General features: G+C 64.9%; 24 protein-coding genes, 1 tRNA gene and 1 pseudogene. 17 read left to right on the top strand and 9 right to left on the bottom strand.

Annotated features, from left to right (window positions below; all coding sequences use genetic code 11):
- Positions 1 to 103: 103 nt before the first annotated feature.
- Complete coding sequence (locus VSX60_RS19920; protein ID WP_327626004.1) at positions 104 to 598, bottom strand: GIY-YIG nuclease family protein; 495 nt, start codon at positions 596 to 598, stop codon at positions 104 to 106.
- A 428-nt stretch (positions 599 to 1,026) separates the two neighbouring features.
- Complete coding sequence (locus VSX60_RS19915; RefSeq protein ID WP_442873133.1) at positions 1,027 to 1,191, bottom strand: LrgB family protein; 165 nt, start codon at positions 1,189 to 1,191, stop codon at positions 1,027 to 1,029.
- Positions 1,192 to 1,271: 80 nt separating this feature from the next.
- On the opposite strand from VSX60_RS19915, the gene VSX60_RS19910 reads away from it, so the two are divergent.
- Positions 1,272 to 4,610 carry an adenylate/guanylate cyclase domain-containing protein gene (locus tag VSX60_RS19910; protein WP_327626003.1) on the top strand — a complete coding sequence of 1,113 codons (3,339 nt, stop codon included), beginning with the start codon at positions 1,272 to 1,274 and terminating at the stop codon, positions 4,608 to 4,610.
- Between the two features lie 21 nt (positions 4,611 to 4,631).
- On the opposite strand, the gene VSX60_RS19905 is transcribed toward VSX60_RS19910, so the two are convergent.
- Positions 4,632 to 5,351 (bottom strand): LrgB family protein, encoded by a 720-nt coding sequence (locus tag VSX60_RS19905; RefSeq protein ID WP_327626002.1) that lies wholly within the window; start codon positions 5,349 to 5,351, stop codon positions 4,632 to 4,634.
- Positions 5,344 to 5,700 carry a CidA/LrgA family protein gene (locus tag VSX60_RS19900; RefSeq protein WP_327626001.1) on the bottom strand — a complete coding sequence of 119 codons (357 nt, stop codon included), beginning with the start codon at positions 5,698 to 5,700 and terminating at the stop codon, positions 5,344 to 5,346. Before VSX60_RS19900 ends, VSX60_RS19905 begins: the two co-directional genes overlap by 8 nt.
- Positions 5,701 to 5,871: 171 nt before the next feature.
- Here VSX60_RS19900 and VSX60_RS19895 point away from each other — a divergent pair, with 171 nt between their 5' ends.
- The 10 genes from VSX60_RS19895 (at position 5,872) to VSX60_RS19850 (ending at position 14,800) form a co-directional block, all read left to right on the top strand.
- The gene (locus tag VSX60_RS19895; protein WP_327626000.1) at positions 5,872 to 6,297 is read left to right on the top strand and encodes a DUF7662 domain-containing protein; all 426 of its coding nucleotides are present in this window, start codon (positions 5,872 to 5,874) and stop codon (positions 6,295 to 6,297) included.
- Positions 6,290 to 6,706 carry a type II toxin-antitoxin system VapC family toxin gene (locus tag VSX60_RS19890; RefSeq protein ID WP_327625999.1) on the top strand — a complete coding sequence of 139 codons (417 nt, stop codon included), beginning with the start codon at positions 6,290 to 6,292 and terminating at the stop codon, positions 6,704 to 6,706. Before VSX60_RS19895 ends, VSX60_RS19890 begins: the two co-directional genes overlap by 8 nt.
- A gap of 116 nt (positions 6,707 to 6,822) precedes the next feature.
- Complete coding sequence (gene dnaG / locus VSX60_RS19885; RefSeq protein ID WP_327625998.1) at positions 6,823 to 8,769, top strand: DNA primase; 1,947 nt, start codon at positions 6,823 to 6,825, stop codon at positions 8,767 to 8,769.
- A gap of 335 nt (positions 8,770 to 9,104) precedes the next feature.
- A complete protein-coding gene (rpoD, locus tag VSX60_RS19880; RefSeq protein WP_327625997.1) occupies positions 9,105 to 11,096 on the top strand; it encodes an RNA polymerase sigma factor RpoD in 1,992 nt (663 codons plus the stop codon).
- A 32-nt stretch (positions 11,097 to 11,128) separates the two neighbouring features.
- Entirely contained in the window at positions 11,129 to 11,734 is a 606-nt protein-coding gene (locus VSX60_RS19875) for a Uma2 family endonuclease (RefSeq protein WP_327625996.1), read from the top strand.
- A 69-nt stretch (positions 11,735 to 11,803) separates the two neighbouring features.
- Entirely contained in the window at positions 11,804 to 12,094 is a 291-nt protein-coding gene (locus VSX60_RS19870) for an HlyU family transcriptional regulator (protein WP_327625995.1), read from the top strand.
- A gap of 185 nt (positions 12,095 to 12,279) precedes the next feature.
- Positions 12,280 to 12,624, top strand: a complete 345-nt coding sequence (locus VSX60_RS19865) for a helix-turn-helix domain-containing protein (RefSeq protein WP_327625994.1) — start codon at positions 12,280 to 12,282, stop codon at positions 12,622 to 12,624.
- A gap of 203 nt (positions 12,625 to 12,827) precedes the next feature.
- The gene (locus tag VSX60_RS19860) at positions 12,828 to 13,565 is read left to right on the top strand and encodes a hypothetical protein (protein ID WP_327625993.1); all 738 of its coding nucleotides are present in this window, start codon (positions 12,828 to 12,830) and stop codon (positions 13,563 to 13,565) included.
- An 87-nt stretch (positions 13,566 to 13,652) separates the two neighbouring features.
- The gene (locus tag VSX60_RS19855) at positions 13,653 to 14,363 is read left to right on the top strand and encodes a hypothetical protein (RefSeq protein ID WP_327625992.1); all 711 of its coding nucleotides are present in this window, start codon (positions 13,653 to 13,655) and stop codon (positions 14,361 to 14,363) included.
- A 200-nt stretch (positions 14,364 to 14,563) separates the two neighbouring features.
- Entirely contained in the window at positions 14,564 to 14,800 is a 237-nt protein-coding gene (locus tag VSX60_RS19850; RefSeq protein WP_327625991.1) for a hypothetical protein, read from the top strand.
- Positions 14,801 to 14,965: 165 nt separating this feature from the next.
- Here VSX60_RS19850 and VSX60_RS19845 read toward each other — a convergent pair whose 3' ends face one another.
- Positions 14,966 to 15,265: a hypothetical protein gene (locus tag VSX60_RS19845; RefSeq protein ID WP_327625990.1), complete on the bottom strand. Its 300-nt coding sequence runs from the start codon at positions 15,263 to 15,265 to the stop codon at positions 14,966 to 14,968.
- Between VSX60_RS19845 and VSX60_RS19840 the strand changes: the two are divergent.
- The 5 genes and pseudogenes from VSX60_RS19840 to VSX60_RS19820 all read left to right on the top strand — a co-directional run.
- Positions 15,213 to 15,377, top strand: a pseudogene (locus VSX60_RS19840) (IS630 family transposase); the annotation flags it as partial. The gene VSX60_RS19845 and the pseudogene VSX60_RS19840 overlap by 53 nt on opposite strands.
- A gap of 89 nt (positions 15,378 to 15,466) precedes the next feature.
- On the top strand, positions 15,467 to 15,670 hold the full coding sequence (locus VSX60_RS19835) for a hypothetical protein (protein WP_327625989.1): 204 nt from the start codon (positions 15,467 to 15,469) through the stop codon (positions 15,668 to 15,670).
- A gap of 124 nt (positions 15,671 to 15,794) precedes the next feature.
- Complete coding sequence (locus VSX60_RS19830) at positions 15,795 to 16,082, top strand: GIY-YIG nuclease family protein (RefSeq protein WP_327625988.1); 288 nt, start codon at positions 15,795 to 15,797, stop codon at positions 16,080 to 16,082.
- A 604-nt stretch (positions 16,083 to 16,686) separates the two neighbouring features.
- Positions 16,687 to 16,971, top strand: coding sequence for a hypothetical protein (locus VSX60_RS19825; RefSeq protein WP_327625987.1), 285 nt, complete (start codon positions 16,687 to 16,689; stop codon positions 16,969 to 16,971).
- A gap of 177 nt (positions 16,972 to 17,148) precedes the next feature.
- Complete coding sequence (locus VSX60_RS19820; RefSeq protein WP_327625986.1) at positions 17,149 to 17,517, top strand: hypothetical protein; 369 nt, start codon at positions 17,149 to 17,151, stop codon at positions 17,515 to 17,517.
- 64 nt (positions 17,518 to 17,581) lie between these two features.
- On the opposite strand, the gene VSX60_RS19815 is transcribed toward VSX60_RS19820, so the two are convergent.
- Complete coding sequence (locus VSX60_RS19815; RefSeq protein ID WP_327625985.1) at positions 17,582 to 18,322, bottom strand: SIMPL domain-containing protein; 741 nt, start codon at positions 18,320 to 18,322, stop codon at positions 17,582 to 17,584.
- Between the two features lie 144 nt (positions 18,323 to 18,466).
- Between VSX60_RS19815 and VSX60_RS19810 the strand changes: the two genes are divergently transcribed.
- Positions 18,467 to 18,543 (top strand) — tRNA-Ile (locus tag VSX60_RS19810).
- Between the two features lie 470 nt (positions 18,544 to 19,013).
- Here VSX60_RS19810 and VSX60_RS19805 read toward each other — a convergent pair.
- The 3 genes from VSX60_RS19805 to VSX60_RS19795 all read right to left on the bottom strand — a co-directional run.
- A complete protein-coding gene (locus VSX60_RS19805; RefSeq protein ID WP_327625984.1) occupies positions 19,014 to 19,610 on the bottom strand; it encodes a rhodanese-like domain-containing protein in 597 nt (198 codons plus the stop codon).
- Positions 19,611 to 20,025: 415 nt separating this feature from the next.
- A complete protein-coding gene (locus VSX60_RS19800) occupies positions 20,026 to 20,367 on the bottom strand; it encodes a hypothetical protein (protein WP_327625983.1) in 342 nt (113 codons plus the stop codon).
- Positions 20,364 to 20,575: DnaJ C-terminal domain-containing protein (locus VSX60_RS19795; protein ID WP_327625982.1), on the bottom strand; the 212-nt coding region annotated here is incomplete at its 5' end. The genes VSX60_RS19795 and VSX60_RS19800, both read right to left, overlap by 4 nt.

The following is a 20,575-nucleotide window of genomic DNA, read 5'->3' as shown; positions in this document are numbered from 1 at the left end:
TCTCTGGCGTGCAGTCGGCAACATCTGCGACCTGTTCGAGCCCGAAGAATGTTGGAACTACCTCAAGGCCGCTGGCTATGTTGCAGATTAATCGCCTGACGCTCTAAACACGATTCCACGCCGTGCGGTTTGCAGCCCTGAGCGTTGATTCGATGATTTTGTAATCGGCGGTTTCGAGAAACCAGAGATCAATGGCCTGACCGGCCATCGCAGCCTGGCAGACGAGCGTATTGACCCGGCAATTGGTCTCCTGGCCGCCCTTGTAGCAGTTCTTCGGAGAGATGTTGCCGTAGCCCATGTTCAAGCGGCGGGAGAGGTCGGTGCACTCGCCGATGTAATGGACAGCGTCGCCGATAACGAACACGTACACCCCGCTCGCGTTGAGCTTGCCGGGTATCCGGAACTTGCAAAAGGGACCGGCGCCGTACCGGTTTAGCGGATAGGCATCCTTCTTAGCATACCGGTCCTGCGGAGCGAACAGCTGCACCGATCCGTCAGCATTGCGAACGGGCTCGATATCGCAGATGTGCCGAAAAATGTGACCGCCAATCTCCATATTGGAGACGGTGACACCGAGTTGGGCAATATTCAACGCCATCGATTGAAAGCATCTTGCCAGCCGTCTCCGCGAAACGAGAGAATTTAGAATAGGGGTGCGGTGCCTACACGCTGCATTCCCGGCAAAAATTCTTGTCGCAGTGAAGCGAGTCAACGAGTCCGTCGTTGGGTCCGCCGACCGATATGTCTTCGGCAGCAATGGCTGCCAGTTGAGGTTCGTCCAGAACAGAATGAGCACCGACAGAGCTATGTCCCTTGTCGACCGCCTCCACCGGAAGCGCTCACAACTACGTCGACCGACTTTGGGAAGACCTTGCACTGTTGATGGCAGCTTTCAGGGAGTAGGAGAGATGATCTGTATGGCAGAGATAGGCGCATTTCGGCCAATTGTTGTGTCGAGCCATGACGGCAGCCCCCCAAACTCGCCACCCGCATCGCCGCCCGTGTCCGCGCCCGCCCCCCCCCCCCTCAAAACATCAGCGCCCAGATCAGCGGCAGGATGATCGCCGTGGCCAGCGCGTTGAGGCCCATGGCAAGGCCGGAGAATGCCCCCGCCACCTCGCTCTCCTGCAGCGCCGGCGCCGCGCCGATGCCATGCGAGGCCGTGCCCCGGGCAAAACGTCGCCGCCGCATCGCTCTTGGCGCCACGGCTCGCACGCGCTCGCGCCGCAACCGTGCTAGGCTAGGGTTACGCTGGGCGAGGTGGCGGGAACGTGGAACGACGAACCGATCATGGCGCGGTGACCAACCATCACGAAGGGCTCGAGGCCTGGCTGCGCCTCGTCGGCCTGGAAGCCCTCGCGCCGCAGCTGATCGAGGAGGATGTCGATCTCGCGGTTTTGCGCGAGCTCGACGAGGCGGACCTGAAGGAACTCGGCCTGACTCTCGGCCAGCGCCGGCGGCTGCTCAAGGCGCTTCACGAGGAGATGCCGGCGCCGCCTGACGAAAGCGTCGGCCCGTCCGCGGACGGCGCCGCCGAACGGCGGCAGATCACGGTCATGTTCGTCGACCTCGTCGGTTCCACCGAACTCGCCGCGCGGCTCGACCCGGAAGACATGGCGGCCGTTATCCGTACGTTCCAGAACACCGTCTCCGGGGAAATCGCCAGATTCGGAGGCCACGTCGCCAAATTCATGGGCGATGGCGTGCTGGCCTATTTCGGCTGGCCGCGGGTGCGGGAAGACGAAGTGGAGATGGCCCTGCGCGCCGGTCTTGCCGTCATCGCGGCGGCCGCGCGTCTGGCCTCTCCGGGGGGCGTCCCCTTGGCCATTCGCGTCGGCTGCGCCAGCGGTCCCGTCGTCGTCGGCGATCTCATCGGCGACAACGAGGCACGCGAGCGCACCGTCGTGGGCGACACGCCCAACCTTGCCGCGCGCCTGCAGGCGATCGCCTCAGCCGGAGCGCTGGTCATATCCGGGACGACACGTCAGCTCGCCGGCGAACATTTCGAGGTCGCACCGTTGCCGGCGTTGACGCTGCGCGGCTACGACCGGCCGGTCGAGGCCTTCCGCGTGCTGCGCGAAAACATGCTGGCCAGCCGCTTCGAGGCGAGGGAGGGTCAGCGGGTGCTGCCGCTTTGCGGCCGCGCCATGGAGCTTTCGCTCTTGCTCGAGCGCTGGGAGTTGGCGCGGGGCGGCGAAGGGCAGTGTGTGCTCCTGACCGGTGAAGCCGGCATCGGCAAGTCGCGAATCACGGCGGAATTGCTGCGTCGTCTGGAAGGGACCGATCATTTCCGCATTCGGCAGCAATGCTCGCCCTATTATGCCGACACGCCGCTCTGGCCGGTCATCCAGCAACTGCGCCGCGCGGCGGGCCTCGACCCCGACGCCGGCAACGCCGAGAATCTCGATCGCCTCACCGCCCTGTTGGCGAAAGGCGACGGCGACGCGAGGGGCGCGCTGCCGGCGCTGGCCGACGCGGTCGGGCTTGTGCCCCTGGATGCCGACAGTTTCGAACGGGTCGGCCCGCAACAGCGACGCATGATCACCCTGCAGGCGCTTGCCGCCCAGCCCGTTGGCCTTGCCCGCAAACGCCCGGTCCTCATGGTGCTGGAAGACGCGCATTGGGCCGATCCCTCGACCCTTGAGCTCTTCGGCCTGGTTCTCGATGCGATCGGCGACCAGCCGGTGATGATCCTGATGACCAGCCGCCCGGACGGGGAGCCGCGACTGGCGGCCCATCCCCATGTCACCCATCTCGCGCTCAATCGACTGAGCCGCGCCGCCGCTCAGCAATTGATCGAGGAGCTGATCGGCGAGGCGTCGGCGTCGAGCGAGATGCTGGAACAGATCATCGCCCGTACCGACGGCGTGCCGCTCTTCGTGGAAGAATTGACCAAGGCCGTGGTCGAGGCCCGTGACCACGATGCTTCCCCAGGCGCTATTCCCGTTTCCCTGCATGACAGCCTCCTGGCACGGCTCGATCGGCTGCCCGGCGTGCGGGAAGTCGCGCAGATCGCCGCGTGCATCGGTCGCGAGTTCGATTATGCGCTGCTCGTCGCCGTCGCCGATCTGCCCAAGGCGCAGATCGACGAGGCACTCGACCGGCTGGTCGAGGCCCAACTGGCGTTTCGGCGCGGTGCCGCTCCCGCCGTCCATCATGTCTTCAAACATGCGCTGGTCCGCGACGCGGCCTACGCCAGCCTGTTGCATTCGCGCCGCCGCACCATCCACGGAGCCATCGCGGCGGCGCTCGCCGCGCGTCCTGACGGGGCGCCCGACAGCCTGATCGCGTACCATGCCGCCGAAGCCGGCGATCTTCCACAGGCGATCGAGCGCTTCGTGGCCGCCGGCCGGGCCGCCGCCCACCGCAGCGCCAACGAAGAGGCGGTCAGCACCATTTCCAACGCGCTCGGCCTCTGCGAGCGGCTCCCCGAGGGGCCGGCCCGTGCGGTGCGGGAACTCGACGCGCGCGTCGCCCTCAGCGTGCCGCTGATCGCGGTGCGCGGCTACGCTTCGCCGGAGGTCGAGGCGGCACTGACGCCCGCAGTCGCGCTTGCCGAGCAGCTTAAGGACGATTCCTGCCGCTTCACGGTGCTTCGCGCGCTGTGGAACTGCATCTATGATCAGGGTGAGCTGACGCGTAGCGCCGCGCTCGCCGATCAGCTCGTCGCTCTGGCCGAAATCAGCGGCCGGGGCGACTGGCAGCGCCTCGCCCAGCGCGCTCTCGGCTCCAACCGCAAGGCGGAAGGTCGTCTGCCGGAGGCGCGCGCCGCCTTCGAGGCCGTGCTCTCGGACCCCACGCCGTGGTCGCCGGAGCAAACCCTCTTCGAGCATGGCGAGAGTCCGGAACTGATCGCGCGCCTTTACCTCGGATGGATGGATACGATCGAGGGAATGCCCGACACGGGATTGGCTCGCATCGAGGCGGCCGTCCGCGATGCCGACGCGCTGGAGCTCCCGATTGCCAGCGTCTTCGCCGGCGCCATTCACAGCCTGATGCTCTTCTTGCGACGGGACGTGGAAGGCTGCCTCGCCCAAGCGGAGAAAAACCTGCGGCTGAGCGAGAAGCACGGCTTTGTCTTCTGGACCGCGCACGACAACGTCTTCATCGGCTGGGCGAAAACGATGCTGGGTGGCGGTATCTCGACGCTGCAGCAATCGCGCCGGGGAATCGAGCAGTGGAAGGCCACCGGCGCGCGGCTGCATGTGGCGACCTGGGATGCTGTTGCCGCCGATGCGGCTCTTCATCTCGGATGTATGCAGGACGCAACGGAACTGATCGAAGAGGCATTTGCTTGCGTCGCGCACGCCGGCGAGGAGATGATGCTGGCGGAAATCCTGCGTCTTCACGGCGGCAGGCTTCTCCGCGATGGCGACGTCGCCGCCGCCGAGGACGCCTTGCGGTGCGCCTGTGCCACCGCGAGCCGGCAAGGGGTCCATTGGTTCGCGCTGCGCGCCGTGCGGGACCTCGCCGCGTTTCGCATGGCCAGGGGCGACGAACCGCAGGAATCGGCGGCGGCGCTAGAAGAAGCCCTCGACGCTATCGCGGAGGGTGAAGGTTTGCCGGATCTCGTCGAGGCCCGGGAGATGTTGAACCAGCTTCGCGCTTGATCTGCGGCGGGGCCATCCCCCTCAAAACACCAGCGCCCAGATCAGCGGCAGGATGATCGCCGTCGCCAGGGCGTTGAGCCCCATGGCGAGGCCGGAGAATGCCCCGGCCACCTCGCTCTCCTGAAGCGCCCGCGCCGTGCCGATGCCGTGCGAGGCCGTGCCCAGGGCAAAGCCACGCGCCGCCGGATCGCGAATGCCGAGGCGGTCGAGCAGCACCGGCCCGAGCGCGGCGCCGAGAATTCCCGTCGCGATCACCAGCACCGCCGTCAGCGAGGGCAGGCCGCCGAGCTTTTCGGCGATGCCCATGGCGACCGGCGCGGTCGCCGATTTCGGCGCCAGCGCGATCAGGCTGATCGGGTCGGCTCGCAACAAAAGGCCGAGGCCGACGGCCGACATGATCGCCGTCAGCGAGCCGGTGAGAAGGCTCGCGGCGATGGCGGCGGCGCTCTGGCGGACCTTGTCGAACTGGCGGTAGAGCGGAATCGCCAGCGCCACCGTCGCCGGGCCGAGCAGGAAGTGGATGAACTGCGCCCCCTCGAAATAGGTCTGGTAGCTTGTCCCGGTCAGCGTCAGCACCGCGACGACGAGGATTACCGTGACCAGGACGGGATTGAGCAGCGCCGTCGATCCGGCCTTGCGATAGACGAAGCTCGCCGCCTGATAGGCGATCAGCGTCATGGTCAGCGACAACAACGGGCTTGCTGCCAGATAGACCCAGACGTCGGTCAGCCGGTCAGGCATCGTTCCGCTCCTTCCGGCCGGGGCCGAACCGGTTCATCACGACAGCGGTGACGGCGATCGTCAGCAGCGTCGAGACGATGAGGGTAATGCTTATCGCCAGCGCGTCGCCTTCCAGCCGGGCGAGATGCACCATGATGCCGGCGCCGGCCGGCACGAACAGCAGCGAGAGATTGGCCAACAACCCGTCGCCGACCGCGCCGAGGTTTTGCGGAACATTGCCCTTGATCAGCAGCGCGGCGAATAAAAGCGCCATGCCGATGACCGGGCCGGGCAGGGGCAGAGCGGTGGCGATGCTGATCGCCTCGCCGGCGAGCTGGCAGACGAAGATGGCGGTGATGGCTTGCAGCATGGTCTGTCGATTCACCTCGGTCGGCGGGGTTGGCCGGATTTTCGCGGCGGAGGCAGCGATTGCAGCATCTTTGCTCTGAGCGAATCCAGACCCAATTTCGTCTTGTGTGTACACACTCATTGATACTGTGTGTGTGTTTGGTAGGGTGTGAAAATTGAAAGGAGGATTCCCATGAGCAAGTATGATCCCTTGGGACAATACCTGGAAAGCCGGTCTGACCGTCATATTGCGATGAGTTTTGCGGAAATCGAACGAATTGTCGGGTCCCGGCTGCCGCGATCGAAGATGCACCGCGCTTGGTGGAGCAACAATCCCCGCAACAATGTCATGACTCGCCAGTGGCTGAGCGCGGGGTATCAGACCGAGCAGGTGGACATTGCCGGCGAACGTCTGGTGTTCACGCGTGCCGGACCCCGAAGCAACGTGCCGAACGGGAGCCCGCGATCCGCTCGACCCACCGATAGCGCCCAGACCGGAGGCGGGCCGGCGCGCGATCGTCTCTTCGGCTCCATGAAGGGCAGTCTGTCGGTTGCCGCGGGCGTCGACCTGACGCGGCCGGTCGACCCCGAGTGGGGGCAGTGTTACGATGATGGCTGACGGATTGTTGCTGGATACCTGTGCGGTCATCTGGCTGTCGCAGGACGCGCCCATCGCCGAAACCGCTGTCGAGGCGATCTTGGCGGCGCGCTCCGGCGGCGCCGGCATTTTCGTTTCCGTGATGACCGCGTGGGAGTTGGGAATGCTCATGTCCAAGGGGCGCGTGGCATCGACGAAACATCCGCTCCGCTGGTTCGAGGAGTTTGTCGACGCCGCTGGTGTGACCGTGCAGGGCGTGTCGCCGGCCGTGCTCGTGGCGGCGTCCTATCTGCCGATGCCGGTGCACAACGATCCGATGGACCGGATCATGATCGCCACCGCCCGTGAACATGATCTGGCTATAGTCACGCGGGATCGCGCGATTTTGGCGTATGGCGAAGCGGGGCACGTCAGGACGCATACCTGTTAGCGAGCAGGCGAACCGACTATGCTGGCGCCGGTGAGGCGGAGGCGACAGGGAAAGATTCAGAATTTCGACCATCCCGCCGTAGCTACTTCGCCCAGTCCATCATACAGACCGGCCCCATGCGCTTTCCGCCTTCCTTCCTCGACGACATTCGCGACCGGGTTCCGATCTCGGACGTGATCGGCCGCCGTGTCGCCTGGGATCGCCGCAAGTCGCAGCCGGGGCGGGGCGACTACTGGGCCTGCTGCCCGTTCCATGGCGAGAAGACGCCGTCCTTCCACTGCGAGGACCAGAAGGGCCGCTACCATTGTTTCGGCTGCGGGGTCTCGGGCGACCATTTCCGCTTCCTGACCGAGCTCGAGGGCCTGTCCTTTCCCGAGGCGGTGGAGCGGCTGGCCGGGGAGGCGGGGCTCGCGATGCCCGACCGCGATCCGGCGGCGGAGCGGCGCGAGGAGGCGCGCGCGACCATCCTCGACGCCATGCGCCACGCTGCGGCGTTCTTCCAGTCGACGCTGCACGAATCGGACGGCGCAAAAGCGCGGGCCTATCTGCGCGATCGCGGCCTCCATCCGCAGACCCAGAAGCAGTTCGGCCTCGGTTACGCGCCGAATTCGCGCAACCGGCTGAAGGAGCATCTGGCCGCCAAGGGGGTCGGAAAGGCCGAGATCGAGGCCACCGGGCTCGTCGTCCACGGCGAGGAGATCGCCGTCTCCTACGACCGTTTCCGCGACCGCATCATGTTCCCGATCACCGATCTGCGCGAGGCCACCATCGCCTTCGGCGGCCGCGCGATGGCGGCCGACGCCCAGGCGAAATATCTCAATTCCCCGGAATCGGAGATCTTCCACAAGGGCCAGGTGCTGTTCAATCACGCCCGCGCCCGGCGCGCGGCGCGGGCCGCCGAAACCCTCGTCGTGGTCGAGGGCTATATGGACGTGATCATGCTCGCCCAGGCCGGCATCGAACACGCCGTCGCCCCGCTCGGCACGGCGCTGACCGAGCGCCAGCTCGACCTGTTGTGGCGGACCACCGGCGAGCCGATCCTGTGTTTCGACGGCGACGCGGCGGGGCTGAAGGCCGCGCACCGCGCCGCCGAGCTGGCGCTTCCGGCGCTGAAGCCGGGCCGCTCGCTGCGCTTTGCGCTGCTGCCCGACGGCAAGGATCCCGACGATCTGGTGCGCGAGGGCGGCCCGGACGCCGTGCGGGATCTGCTCGGCGCGGCGCGGCCGCTCGCCGACCTTTTATGGATGCGCGAGACGGCCAGCGGTCTGTTCGACACGCCCGAGCGCCGCGCCGATCTGGAACATCGGCTGAAAGCTCTGCTGCGCCAAGTCGGCGACGAGAGCGTGCGCCGGCATTATCTGCAGGATGCCGACGAACGGCTGCGGTCGTTTTTCGCCGGTAGCGGCGGTCATGGCGGCGGCAAGGATCGCAACAACGCGCGCGGCCGCCGCGACGACCCCGCCGGTTCGTCCGGTCGCGGCCCGGCGGGGGGAGGGCGGCGTTCGGCGATCTCCGACCGGCTGGCCCGCTCCAGTCTCACCAAGCCGTTGCGCGTGCCGGAGCCCTCCTTGCGCGAGATCGCGATCGTCCTCGGTTTCGTGAACCATCCGGTCCTGATCCATGAGGCGTTCGACTATTTCGCCGATCTGGACTTGCCGGAGGGCGATCTCGACCGCCTGCGATCCTCGGTCCTCGACGCCTATGCCGAAGCCCCGCCCGCCGATCGCGAGGCGCTGCTGGCGGAACTCGCCCGGCGTGGCGCGCGCGAAATTTTCGACGCCTACGAGGCCAAGGCCCGGCAGGTCAGGCTTTGGCCGTTCCTTTCCGATGCCGCGCCCGAGGACGCGCGGGAAGCCGTGCGCCAGGCATTGCACTTGCAACACCGTTCGCGATCCCTAAGTCTGGAACTGAAGAACGCCGAGGAAGCGCTCGGACGCGAATCCTCGGAAGCGTCGTTTGCGCATCTGATTGAGGTGAAACGCGAGATCGAGCGGGTGGACGGCACCGAGGCGTTGATCGACGGATTCGGAACATTGTCCGGGCGCCCCGCCAAGGCGATCTGACGCGGGCCGCACAGTTTCCGTCGGATACCATGTTGGGACTCGTTGGGCGGCGAACCATTGCCTTTAACCCCTTGACGCATCATATGACGGCGACCGTCGGGATCATTCCCTGATCCTTGCGCTTGAATTTTTCGCAACCCGCCCCCTTTTGAGGGCGCCGTGAGGCTTCCTTGATAGCATGCGACGCTTTCCTCGGGATGCAGCCCGGCTGCTGTCGCACTATGGTTAAGCGAACGTTTACGGCTGCTGCCGTATAAAGGCAGCCAAGATGACCGCAGCGTCGATGGTCCGCGTCTAGCGGCGCGTCCCTGCTCGCGAACTGGAGAAGATTGCGCATGGCGACCAAGGCCAAAGAAAGCGAAGCGCCGATCGAGGAGCGGCCGGACGCGGCCGCGCCAGACGGACCTTTGCTCGATCTGTCCGACGATGCCGTCAAAAAGATGATCAAGGCCGGGAAAAAACGCGGCTTTGTGACCATGGACAAGCTGAATTCGATGCTGTCGGCCGACGATGTCACGTCGGAGCAGATCGAGGACATGATGTCGATGCTCAGCGACATGGGCATCAATGTGGTGGAGAGCGACGAGGACGGCGAAGCCGAGGACAACGCCGAGACCTCCGAATCCACCGAGGTCGCGAGCCCCGGACGGACCCAGGTCGCAACCACCACCAAAAAGGAAGCCGGCGACCGGACCGACGACCCCGTGCGGATGTATCTGCGCGAGATGGGCTCGGTCGAGCTGTTGTCGCGCGAGGGCGAGATCGCCATCGCCAAGCGCATCGAGGCCGGCCGCGAGACGATGATCGCCGGGCTTTGCGAAAGCCCGCTGTCGTTCCAGGCGATCATCATCTGGCGCGACGAACTGAACGACGGCAACATCATGCTGCGCGAGATCGTCGATCTCGAGGCGACCTATGCCGGCCCCGAGGCCAAGACCCCGACTCCTCCGCCACCTTCGGCCGACGGCACCACGCCGCAGCCGGTTCGCACGCCTCAGCCCGGCGCCCGGGCTCCCGGCGAGGAAGAGGAAGAAGAGGACGACGACCTCGAGAACAACCTCTCGCTCGCCGCGATGGAGGCCGAGATCAAGCCGCAGGTCATGGAGATCTTCGACCAGATCGCCGACGCCTATCGCCGGCTGCGCAAGCTCCAGGACCAGCAGGTCGAAAATCGTCTCGCCGCGCAGGGCACCCTGTCGCCCAGCCAGGAGCGCTCCTACAAGAAGCTGAAGGAAGAGCTGATCACGGCGGTGAAAAGCCTTTCGCTCAACCAGAACCGCATCGACGCTCTGGTCGCCCAGCTCTACGACATCAACAAGCGGCTCGTCGGCAACGAGGGCCGGCTGTTGCGCCTTGCCGAATCCCACGGTGTCAAGCGCGACGAGTTCCTGCGCGAGTATCAGGGCTCGGAACTCGATCCCAACTGGACCCGCCACATCGCCAATCTCTCCGGCAAGGGCTGGCTCAAGCTGGTCCAGTCGGAGAAGGACCAGATCAAGGCGCTGCGCCAGGAGATCCAGAATCTCGCCACCGAGACCGGTCTCGAAATCACCGAGTTCCGCCGCATCGTCCACATGGTCCAGAAGGGCGAGCGCGAGGCACGTCAGGCCAAGAAGGAAATGGTCGAGGCGAACCTGCGTCTGGTCATTTCGATCGCGAAGAAATACACGAACCGCGGCCTGCAATTCCTTGATCTCATTCAGGAAGGCAATATCGGCCTGATGAAGGCGGTGGACAAGTTCGAGTACCGGCGCGGCTACAAGTTTTCCACCTACGCGACCTGGTGGATCAGGCAGGCAATCACCCGCTCGATCGCCGATCAGGCCCGCACCATCCGCATTCCGGTGCACATGATCGAGACGATCAACAAGATCGTCCGCACGAGCCGTCAGATGCTGCACGAGATCGGCCGCGAGCCGACCCCGGAGGAGCTGGCCGAAAAGCTCGCCATGCCTCTGGAAAAGGTCCGCAAGGTCCTCAAGATCGCCAAGGAGCCGATCTCCCTCGAAACGCCGGTCGGCGACGAGGAGGATTCCCATCTCGGCGATTTCATCGAGGACAAGAACGCGGTGCTGCCGATCGACGCCGCGATCCAGGGCAATTTGCGCGAGACGACGACCCGCGTCCTCGCCTCGCTCACGCCGCGCGAGGAGCGCGTCCTGCGCATGCGCTTCGGCATCGGCATGAACACCGACCACACGCTGGAAGAGGTCGGCCAGCAGTTCTCGGTGACCCGCGAGCGCATTCGCCAGATCGAGGCCAAGGCGTTGCGCAAGCTCAAACATCCGAGCCGCTCGCGCAAGCTCAGGAGCTTCCTCGACAGCTGACGCCGGGGCCTGCCTGTGCTAGCATTGCCGCGATGACCGTACACCACCGCCGGCTGCTCAACGATCCGCCCGAGCCTCGCACGACCCAGGCTGCCGAGGGCCTGCGCCGGCGCCCGTTTACGGTCGTCGAGATCGAGGCCTTCGTCGCCGCCGGCGTGATCGACGCGCATGAGCGGTTCGAGCTGATCGGCGGGGAGATCGTGCCGATGTCGCCCAAGGGGATCCGCCACGAGCGGCTGAAGACGTTCGTGAACCGCGAACTCGCCCGCCAGCTTCCCGATGACCTCGCCTTCACCCCCGAGACGACCTTCCGCCTGTCGGAGGACACCTTCCTCGAACCTGACTTCGTCGTCTACGACAAGGCGGTCGGCCTTGAGGGGCTGAACGGCGCGACCTGTCTCCTGGCAATCGAGATTTCCGACACGAGTCTTGCCTGGGACCGCGGCCGCAAGGCGGGCATCTACGCCGCCTTTGGCATCGAGGAGCTCTGGGTCGTCGACGCCGTGCGGCTCGAGACCCGCGTTCACCGCCAGCCGACGCCGACCGGCTACCGCCTCGTCCGCGACCAAGCCGCTACTTCCGCGCTGCAGGCGCTCCGCGTCCCGCAGCTTCGCCTCGACCTGACTGGCCATGTCTGACCGACCGGCGCTGAAGCTGCCGGTTCGGCCGCGATCCACGCCGCTCTCCCGGAAACGGAACCCCAGCCGATGTCTTTCCTGAAAAAGCTGTTTGGCGGCACCGCTGCCACCGAACCGAGTGCGCCGCGTGTCGCCGCCGAGGAAACCTATGAGGGTTTTTCCATCGCCGCGACGCCGATGGCAGAGGGCGGGCAATACCGGCTGGCCGCAACGATCACAAAGGAGATCGGCGGCGAGACGAAGACCCGCCGGCTGATCCGCGCCGATCTGTTTGCCTCCGAGGAGGAGGCGGCGCGGTTTTCGCTGATCAAGGCCCGCCAGGTGATCGACGAGCAGGGCGAGCGCCTGTTCGGCGGCTGAGGACCAGTGCCCTTCTTTTTACTATCTCAGGGAAGGCCGTTGAGGTTTTCCATGCTGTTCCTCGTCGGGAAAGAGCGTTTTCCGGGATCCGGGGAGCGCCCTTTGTCCGTGCGGTCTCGGTTTGTGGGGGCGGCTTCAGTAACAAAGGAGAGTGCTCCGAAGCCCATCATAACGAGGACGTCGCCGTGGACCATTGGGGAACACGTCTCAAGGCCGCATTGCAGGCGCGCCAGATCGGCAAGCATTACGCACTTGCGGTCGAACTGGGCGTGCATGAAAGCGCGATCAGTCGCTGGCTACAAGGCCTGGCCATTTCCGTCCCCCACCTGATCGCTCTTTGTCAAACCCTCGATATCTCCATCGACTGGCTGCTGACCGGACAAGGAAGCATGACGCAGCACAAGCTTCCGATGGCGGATTCCGCCGAGGCGGCCAGGATTTTGTTCCAGGATATCACTCGCCGGGACATGGCGACGACGGCGAGCGTCCTCGCTGTGCTGCTCGAACGCATGACCGCCATCGAGCATTGAAGAGAAGTCTCGCCCTTCTTTCCTGCGCAATAAATTCCGTTACGGCATGCGCTACATGCAATAGAAATACAACTAAAAATTGTAATTATGTTTAATAATTGCTTGGCTAGGTTGTGATTCCGCTGTGTGGCTCGCAACCAGTCGCCGGTCGGAGAAGCTTTGTTCCAGCCGCGCGCGATTCCCCTCAGCCAAGGAGAATTTCGATGACGACACCTTATGAAATCCAGATCACTTTGTCCGGTCCCGACATCACCACCCTCAAGAACGAGGGCTGGTCGCTCTTCGCGTTCAAATCGGTAAAGACCACGGCGGGGGGCGCCGAGCCGGTTTTGTGGTTCAAGACCCAGACCTTCATGCAGACGACAAAGGTCGACTGGACCGAGAGTTACCAGGCTTACGTATCGACCAGCGCCATCGTGCCCAACGGCAGCATCGACGCGGAGACGGACCTGGCCGTCAACCTGGGGCAGACCATCACCGTCGACAAGGACGGCAACCTGAGCGCGGCGTCGTCCGGCGAGGACGGCGTGGTGACTTTGTCGAACCCGGTCTCCGGCGGCCAGTGGACGAGCGGCCTGTCGCAGGAGGCCGAGGGCGTCTTCGTGCCGATGTGTGCGTTGACCCTGCACGGCATGACCGAGGAGTTGATCGCCCCGATCGAGAAGGTCCTGCTGATGTTCGCGACCGCCAAGTTCAATACCGGGCAGGTCATCTATCAATCCTTCTCGCAAGGGTTGCTGGTCGATTTGACCAGCGCACCCGCTGTCAACGGCATTAAGAGCCGGTCGGTCGGCTACGTGCTCAATGACGGCTGGAACTGGAATGACGCCACCTGGGCTCAGCCAACGCCGGCCAAGGCTGTTCTGGGCGACCTTCTGATTGAACAGGACAGCGGCCTGGCGCGCTCCGCGCGCCTGCGCCGGCACAGGGCCGCCGCCTGATCAACGCCTGTCGAGGCTCGCTTCGCGCGGCTTGCGGGCCGCGCGGAACGCGCATCGGGCATTCCAATGCAGATCGGGGAGGCCGAAATGGCTGGCGGGACGCTGACGATCAAGCTGGCGGATGGGAGCGCGGCGCGGCTCAAGGCGAGCGGCTTCCAGCTCTATGGCTTTCGACAGGTCATCAGCTCGAACAAAAGCGGCGTGCCGCTGGTCGCAAGCCGCCTTGGGGACGCGCAGTTCGTCGATACGATTTCCGTCGATCCATCCCCGCGTCATTTCAGCGTCTACATCTCACTCGATAGGATCGCCGTCGATCATGCCGTCTTCGCCGGCGATCAGGCGGCGATCCGCGAGGGGGAACTCGCCGAGGTTTCGACCACCGGCATCGAACCCAAGTCCGGCGGAACGGCCGGGGCGGTCACGGTTCTGAGCAAGGCCGAGCGCGCCATGGTCTGCGGTCTGTCTGCCGCCGCCATGTTTCCGGCCAACGATGGACCGGCCGTTCCCTACAGCGGCTTCGATATCGAGGTCGGAGCGCAAGTCGTGATCGAGCCCACGGCCTCGATCCTGCTGATGTGGGCCACATCGACCTATGATCTGAGCGTCTTCATGGCCAAAAGCCTGGGGCGAAGCGTCCTCATCGCGACTGATCTGGCCGACGACACGATCGGTTTCGACATCGACGCCGGCTGGCAGTGGCCCGCCGGGGCGCTCTGGGCGAAGGCGATCCCGCCGAACACCGAACTGAAGCCTCTGCTCGTCTTGGAGCCGGGCCACAACCGACCGTTGGGATTCTAGAGCATCGGACCAAAAAGTGGAATCCGGTTTTTGGATTATTCCGATGCTTAATCAAAGTGTTAGAGCGCCCTTTGTGCGTCCGAATGGACGCACCGCTCTAACTCCCCAGGCGGCGCTGCAAGGAACGAAAGTCAAGCGAGAGAAACCTTCGTCAACCCGTCGAAGCCGCGCTTCGACATCCCACCACAGGAGAATTCGCGATGATCGAAATCCATGACTCCGTCGAGCGCCAGGTGGTCGCAACAGGAAACGCTATCGTTGTACTGCCTGGCGACGGCAATATCGGTGTCCGCAATTGCCACAACGAACCCGGCCAACAATTGCAGACCGACTATTCGTATCTTCTCGTCGATACGGTGGGCGGCGACCGCATCTCGGCTGAGTGCACGGCGTTGCCGGGCGGCGGCATGCAAACCGCGAGCTTCCATCGGAACTGACGCCCCCTTCTCCCCTTGTGGGAGAAGGTGCCCCGAAGGGGCGGATGAGGGGTTTTCAGCGTCGGATCGGGCCGGATGATTCGACGGAGTAGCCGCCGCACCCCTCATCCGACCTCGCTTGGCTCGGCCACCTTCTCCCACAAGGGGAGAAGGAACCGCCGCGCCTTATGCCGCCCGCCGCGCGGCAAAGAGGCCGCCCTCCAGCGCGCTGACATGGCCGTAGCGCGCCAGCACCGTCAGCGCCTGTTCCACCCTTGGCTCGATCCGCCTCCCGCCGCGCTTGAAGCAGCGCGCGATCTCCGCCGCGCTCATCGGCCGGCCGGCGGCGATCACCACCACCGCCTCGCCGAGCGCCAGTTCGCCGGTCCTGGCCGCCTTGCCCTTGGCGAAACGCGGAATCTGGTAGTCCGGCCGCCGCCTGAAGCACGGTGTCTTCCGATCCGGGGTTGATCTCCAGACAGCCATCAATCGCTTCATCGTCGAATATAACGCAAACGACCCCAAGCCATTCGTCTGGCGAGCCGATCCCGATGAAATCATCGCGGCGAGAAATCGAGGGTTCCAAGTGTTGGAGTCAAACCACGAGATAGGACGCACGCGCCCGATGCTTGCAGGCACCGCCGAACTGTGTTTGATCTCCTGAGATGGCGTTAGGGAAGAACTACCATGAAACTACTATTTGCAGGACTGTTGACCGTTCAGGCTTCGCTCTTGTCGGGGTGTGTGGCGACGAATGTCATCAACCAAGCGGCGGGTATTGCGAGCGCCATGGCCAACCAGAGTGCCCAGCGCAGACCGGTTCAAACGTCGGGCGTCATCATGGGTAACGGTGACATGGTCTGCAATGAAACGGCAACGAGTTGTCAGTAGTCGCCTACCGAACCGAAGGGCACGATTTCGTCGCCCCGGCCCAGACCATTCTGCAAAGGCGAAAGGCGCGTTCAGGGCGCTCGCGCTGCTTGACGCCGTTCGTCGTCCGATCGAAGCTTTGGCGATGTCCGGCCACGTCTACATCATGGCGTCGAAGAAAGGCGGCACGCTCTATATCGGCGTCACCGCCGACCTCTCCCGCCGTGTCTTCGAGCATAAATCCGGTCAGCTGCGCGGCTTCACCAAAGCCTATGGCGTGACACGCCTCGTCTGGTACGAGGAGCATGACGACATTCGCGACGCCATCCAGCGCGAGAAGTCGCTGAAGCGCTGGCCCCGGCGGTGGAAGATCGATCTGGTCGAATCGATTAACCCGGACTGGACCGAGCTTCATCGCGGCATGGGCTGGTAGCGCTGTCCTCCACCGGAGCGGCAAGGGAAATGCCGAGGCATGGGTCCTCGGGTCAAGCCCGAGGATGACGCGCGTTTCGGGACGGTGCGACGCCTGCGGAGGGCGCGCATTTGGGAATGGTGGGACGCCTGCGGAGGCGATTGGCGATGCCGTCCAACGAGGTCGTCATCCTCGGGCTTGACCCGAGGATCCATTCCAAGCCGTTGAAACCGCCAAACCGTTGCAATCCGGGCCTCCCGCCCCGCCCCTCTAAGAATTTTCTCCCCGTCTCCCGCGCCACCGTTATCCTTCTCCCATCGCCCTCGCGGGAACACGGGTCATGAACCGGATGCGCGTGGAGGGAGGACGGTGCCGGATGGGTCGCGCTGCGGTGGCGCGGCTGGGTGATGAACCCCCACATCCGGGCCCTTTGCAGACCGGCTTCGTCCTGAGCGTGTCGAAGGGCGGAGCGTCGGGTCCGGGGCAAGCAGCCGGCGGGCGCATGGCAAGCGTCACCCACTCATCAGCATAGCGACGTTCGCCATGCGTCCGCTTCCCGATCCTTCGCCCCGAAAACCGGGCGCGAAGACAAAGGCGCGTGGAAATTTTTCAAGGAGCCCTGACCATGACCAAATCTGCCGCGGACAAGCCCGACGTCGCCGGCCCCGAGACCTGGCCGGAGATCACCTGCAACGCGCTGGAACTGGCGGTGCGAACGGCAGCGAATCTGCACGAGCTGCCCGCCTCCTGCCGGATGAAGGCCTGCCGGAAAACCGGCCGTTGCCAGACCGAGATTCTCCGCGATCCGCAATCGCTGTGCCAGGGCGACTGGACCCACGCGACTGATCTGACCGTCGTCGGCATGTTCGCCTTTCTCCTGCATCTGACCCGTCACTGGTGCGAAGACTGAACCTTGGATGAACGCCGGGTTCCGGGGGCATTCACGCGCCATCTCCTAGGGTCTGGTCATTCACCGGCGAAGTGTTGGCGAATGATCGCAGGACCGGCTCGACCGGCGGCGATCGCCCCCCGCGAAACCGTGGTCCGCGACAGTCGAAATCGCGCCGACCCGAATGGAGACCAACCCATGTTCAAGTCCCTGACCCGCTCGATCCTCGTCGTTGCCGCGCTCGCCACCGGCGGCGTCGCCACCACCGCCGCGCCGGCCGCTGCCGACGGATTCCGCTTTGGCATCACCATCGGCGAGCGCGCCCAGCCGGTTCATGGCCGGAGCTATCGCGATGGCCGGCGCTACCGGGATTCTCGCGAATACCGGCCGGCCTGCCAGCCCCGCCGTGCCGTGCGCAAGGCCAGCCGCATGGGGGTCAACCGCGCCCGCGTGATTCGCGCCAATCGCCGCGCCGTCGTGGTTGCCGGCCGCTCGCGCGGCGACCGCGCCATCGTGCGCTTCGCCCGCGAGCCGGGCTGCCCGGTGCTGAGCTTCCGCCGCCGCTGAGCGCTGGGTCCGGCAAGGGCGTCCGCAGGCGAATTTCCCCCGTCGCCCGGACGGCCCCGCCGCCTCAGTCGCTTATGTCGTAGACCATCCGCACGCTGGCGGTGAAGGTGTTCTCGCCGGTCTCGACGGGAACAACACTCGGCGCCGCTTCCGCCGCCATCATCTTCATCGACCGGTTGAGCGGCATCGGCGGGATCACTCCAAGATCCTCGCTGATCTCCCGCACCGGGCCGAGCGTGACGCCGGCGGCCTCGGCCAGCAGCTCGGCGGTCGCGCCCGCGTCGGCGACGGCTTTTTTACGGGCCGCATCACGAGCCAGGCGCGGTTCGGCCACGGCGAAGCTGATGTCGCCGCCCTGGTTGACGCCGAGCGTGACCGCCCGGTCCAGAATCTCGCCGAGGCGGGCGAGGTCGCGGACCCGGACGGTCAGCGTGTTGCGGACCTCGTAGCCGACGATGGCCGGCGGGTTCTGGACGCCGTCAGGGCGCTGGTTGTCGTAGCGGTATTGCGGTGCGATCGAAAAGCCGGAGGTCTGCAGGTCGCGGTCCTCGGCCCCGAATTGGCGCATGCCGGCGGTGACCTCGCTCATCGCCACATTGGCCTGATCGAGCGCGGCGCGCGCCGTCTCGGCCGAACGCAGCACGGTGAACGATGCGATGGCGAGATCGGGTTTCATCGTCGCCTCGCCGGTGCCGGTGACGACCAGAGTTCGCGGCGACGGTGCGGCGGGCTCCTGCGCGCCGGCCAAGACCGGTGTCGCCAGCACGAGGAGGGCGGCGATCAGATTGCGGTGACGGTTTCGCATGGGCGCGGAACTCCGGTTCGAAGGGTATCGCCGATCTTGCTAGGCTGCCATTGCGGCGTCAAAGCGGAGATTGGAAGAAAAGCCGGCGCCGAAGTGTTTGGCGCCTTGAGGCGCTGCGGCGTATGCGCTAGGGCAGGGCGCGTGGGGCCTGTAGCTCAATTGGTTAGAGCCGGCGGCTCATAACCGCTTGGTTGTAGGTTCGAGTCCTACCGGGCCCACCATATTTCTCAAACAGTTAGACGCCGCCGTATCCGAGGTGCCGTGCAAGATTTGGCGGTGCGGTTCCAATTCTGCCGGTGTCGAGGCCGTGTCTCCGGCATGGTAGCTCAGCGGATAGCGATTTTAAGGTTGCCGGAGCCCTGGGGCGCGTCCCCATAAATGGTTCATCTGATCGTCTTGATCTGATTCAATCTCTGTGAAGGGGGGCGTTACGCCGCACCGCCGGGCGAGGACGGCGAACACGCCGACGAACAGGCTGAACGCCGGTCGGCGCGCGCCCAGCATCACAACCGGACGCCGTCGGGGCCGAGCCGATCGTACTGTGAGAATCCGCATGGTTTACCTTTCCCGGCGGGTTTCCCCGGGGTGTGACGGGCTTCAAGCGCCGTCTTCCGACAGGCTCAGCGCGTCTTCGATGCCCTCGGATTACCCTTACGCACCATTATGGTCGCCTTGTGCATGTGTCGGCTCCCTATTTCTCTCCTGCCGGCCGCCAGGCAATTTCGGCATCGAGCTTGTAGGACCAGGGAAGCCCGGCGTTCTGCCAGCCATTCACGTCGCGCCGGCCGGTCGCGTTGTCGGAATCGCCTTCGAAGCCCTCGACGATGCTCCAGACATTGCTGTAGCCGGCTTTAGCCAGTGCCGCCGCCGCCTCCGCAGATCGCCCGCCGGAGCGGCACATCACGAAGACGGGATCGCCCTTGTCCCGCCCCTCTGCAGCGATCACGGCGTCGACGCCGGCGACGAAGTCCGGATTGCGCGCCATCGCATAGCCGCCGCGCTTGGGGTCGAAATTGTGCGTGGCGAAGGCAAGCGGAACATTGGCGTCCGTCCCCTCGGCATTGCCGACAAAGTTGATTTCAAGCGGGTCGCGGACGTCGATGAAGACGATGCCTGGCTCCTCGGTCAGGGCCGCGTGCGCGTCCTCGGGCGTCAGGTAGAGCCCGAGTGGCGTTGTCTTGCCCTTCGGCAGAGCGCGGGCATCGACGCTGCTGTCGATCTCTCCCGCAAAGGCAGGGAAGACGGCGAGAATCGCAGCGACCGCGAGGGCTGTTACCCGGAATTTCATGATGCTGGTCTCCTTTCGATGAGGGAGTATGGTACGCCGAGCTGCCGCGAGATGTGTCCAAAGATGGGCAGTCGCGGATCCATCGAATCCACTCCCGTTCGGATCATTTGCACCGTCCGTGAGCCGGCGCGCTGGCCATGGTGGACGCTAGGCGCGGTGTCGTTCGCGGGGTTTGACATGGATCAAGTCGATGGGCGTCTTAAGGAAATGGCCGAGGGCAAACCCAACCTTTTCGTGGTGCCGCCTGAGCGATCTGGCTGATGAGGAATGGCGGGTGATCGAGCTTCACCTTCCGCCTTTCCATACTATGGTACGGCCTACGCTTGGCCAATGCCTGAGATCATAAATCTGATGTTCTGTTTGATACGCGGCATCTCCACGATGAACATCTCAGTCCCTCCGGTCCACCTTGCCGTCACTCCGTCTCAGGCGATCGGTTGCCCGGCGACAGAGCCGCGATGATCGCCTTCTGGATGGGCTCGTCCTGCGCCGCGACAGCGGCGGTCAGCGACAACAGGCGTTGCCGGGTCTCATAGAGCTGATCGGCCAAAGACAAGACCGCCGGCAGCGTCTCCGCGTCGATCTCCAGGTCGTAGTGCAGCGTGCAGATGAAGCGGACCCGGGCGCATTCCATGTCCGAGAAGGTGAGGGGCCCCGCATCCGACTCGGCCGAAACGAGTTCATCGCGGAGCCAAGCCTCGAGATCGTTTCGCTGCAGCGCCGAGATGGCCGCGACAAGCGCGTCGATACCCGTCATGTCAGCATCTCCTTGCGCGGGTCCAGGCGGTTCTTTGGTTCCCATGTCTCCAGAAACGCGACCAGTTCGGGCTCCTCGGCCGCGGGAAGGACGATTTTAAGGGTGATCAGCTGATGCCCGCGCTGACCGGTCTTGTGGTTGCGGATTCCTCTCTCGCGAAGCCGCAACGTTGTGCCGGTATTGGACCACTTAGGAACGGTCACCTTGA

It is taken from the genome of Aurantimonas sp. A3-2-R12 (assembly GCF_036016755.1).
Classification (GTDB): Bacteria; Pseudomonadota; Alphaproteobacteria; order Rhizobiales; family Rhizobiaceae; genus Aurantimonas; species Aurantimonas coralicida_A.
This window is presented reverse-complemented; position numbering and strand designations above follow the sequence as displayed.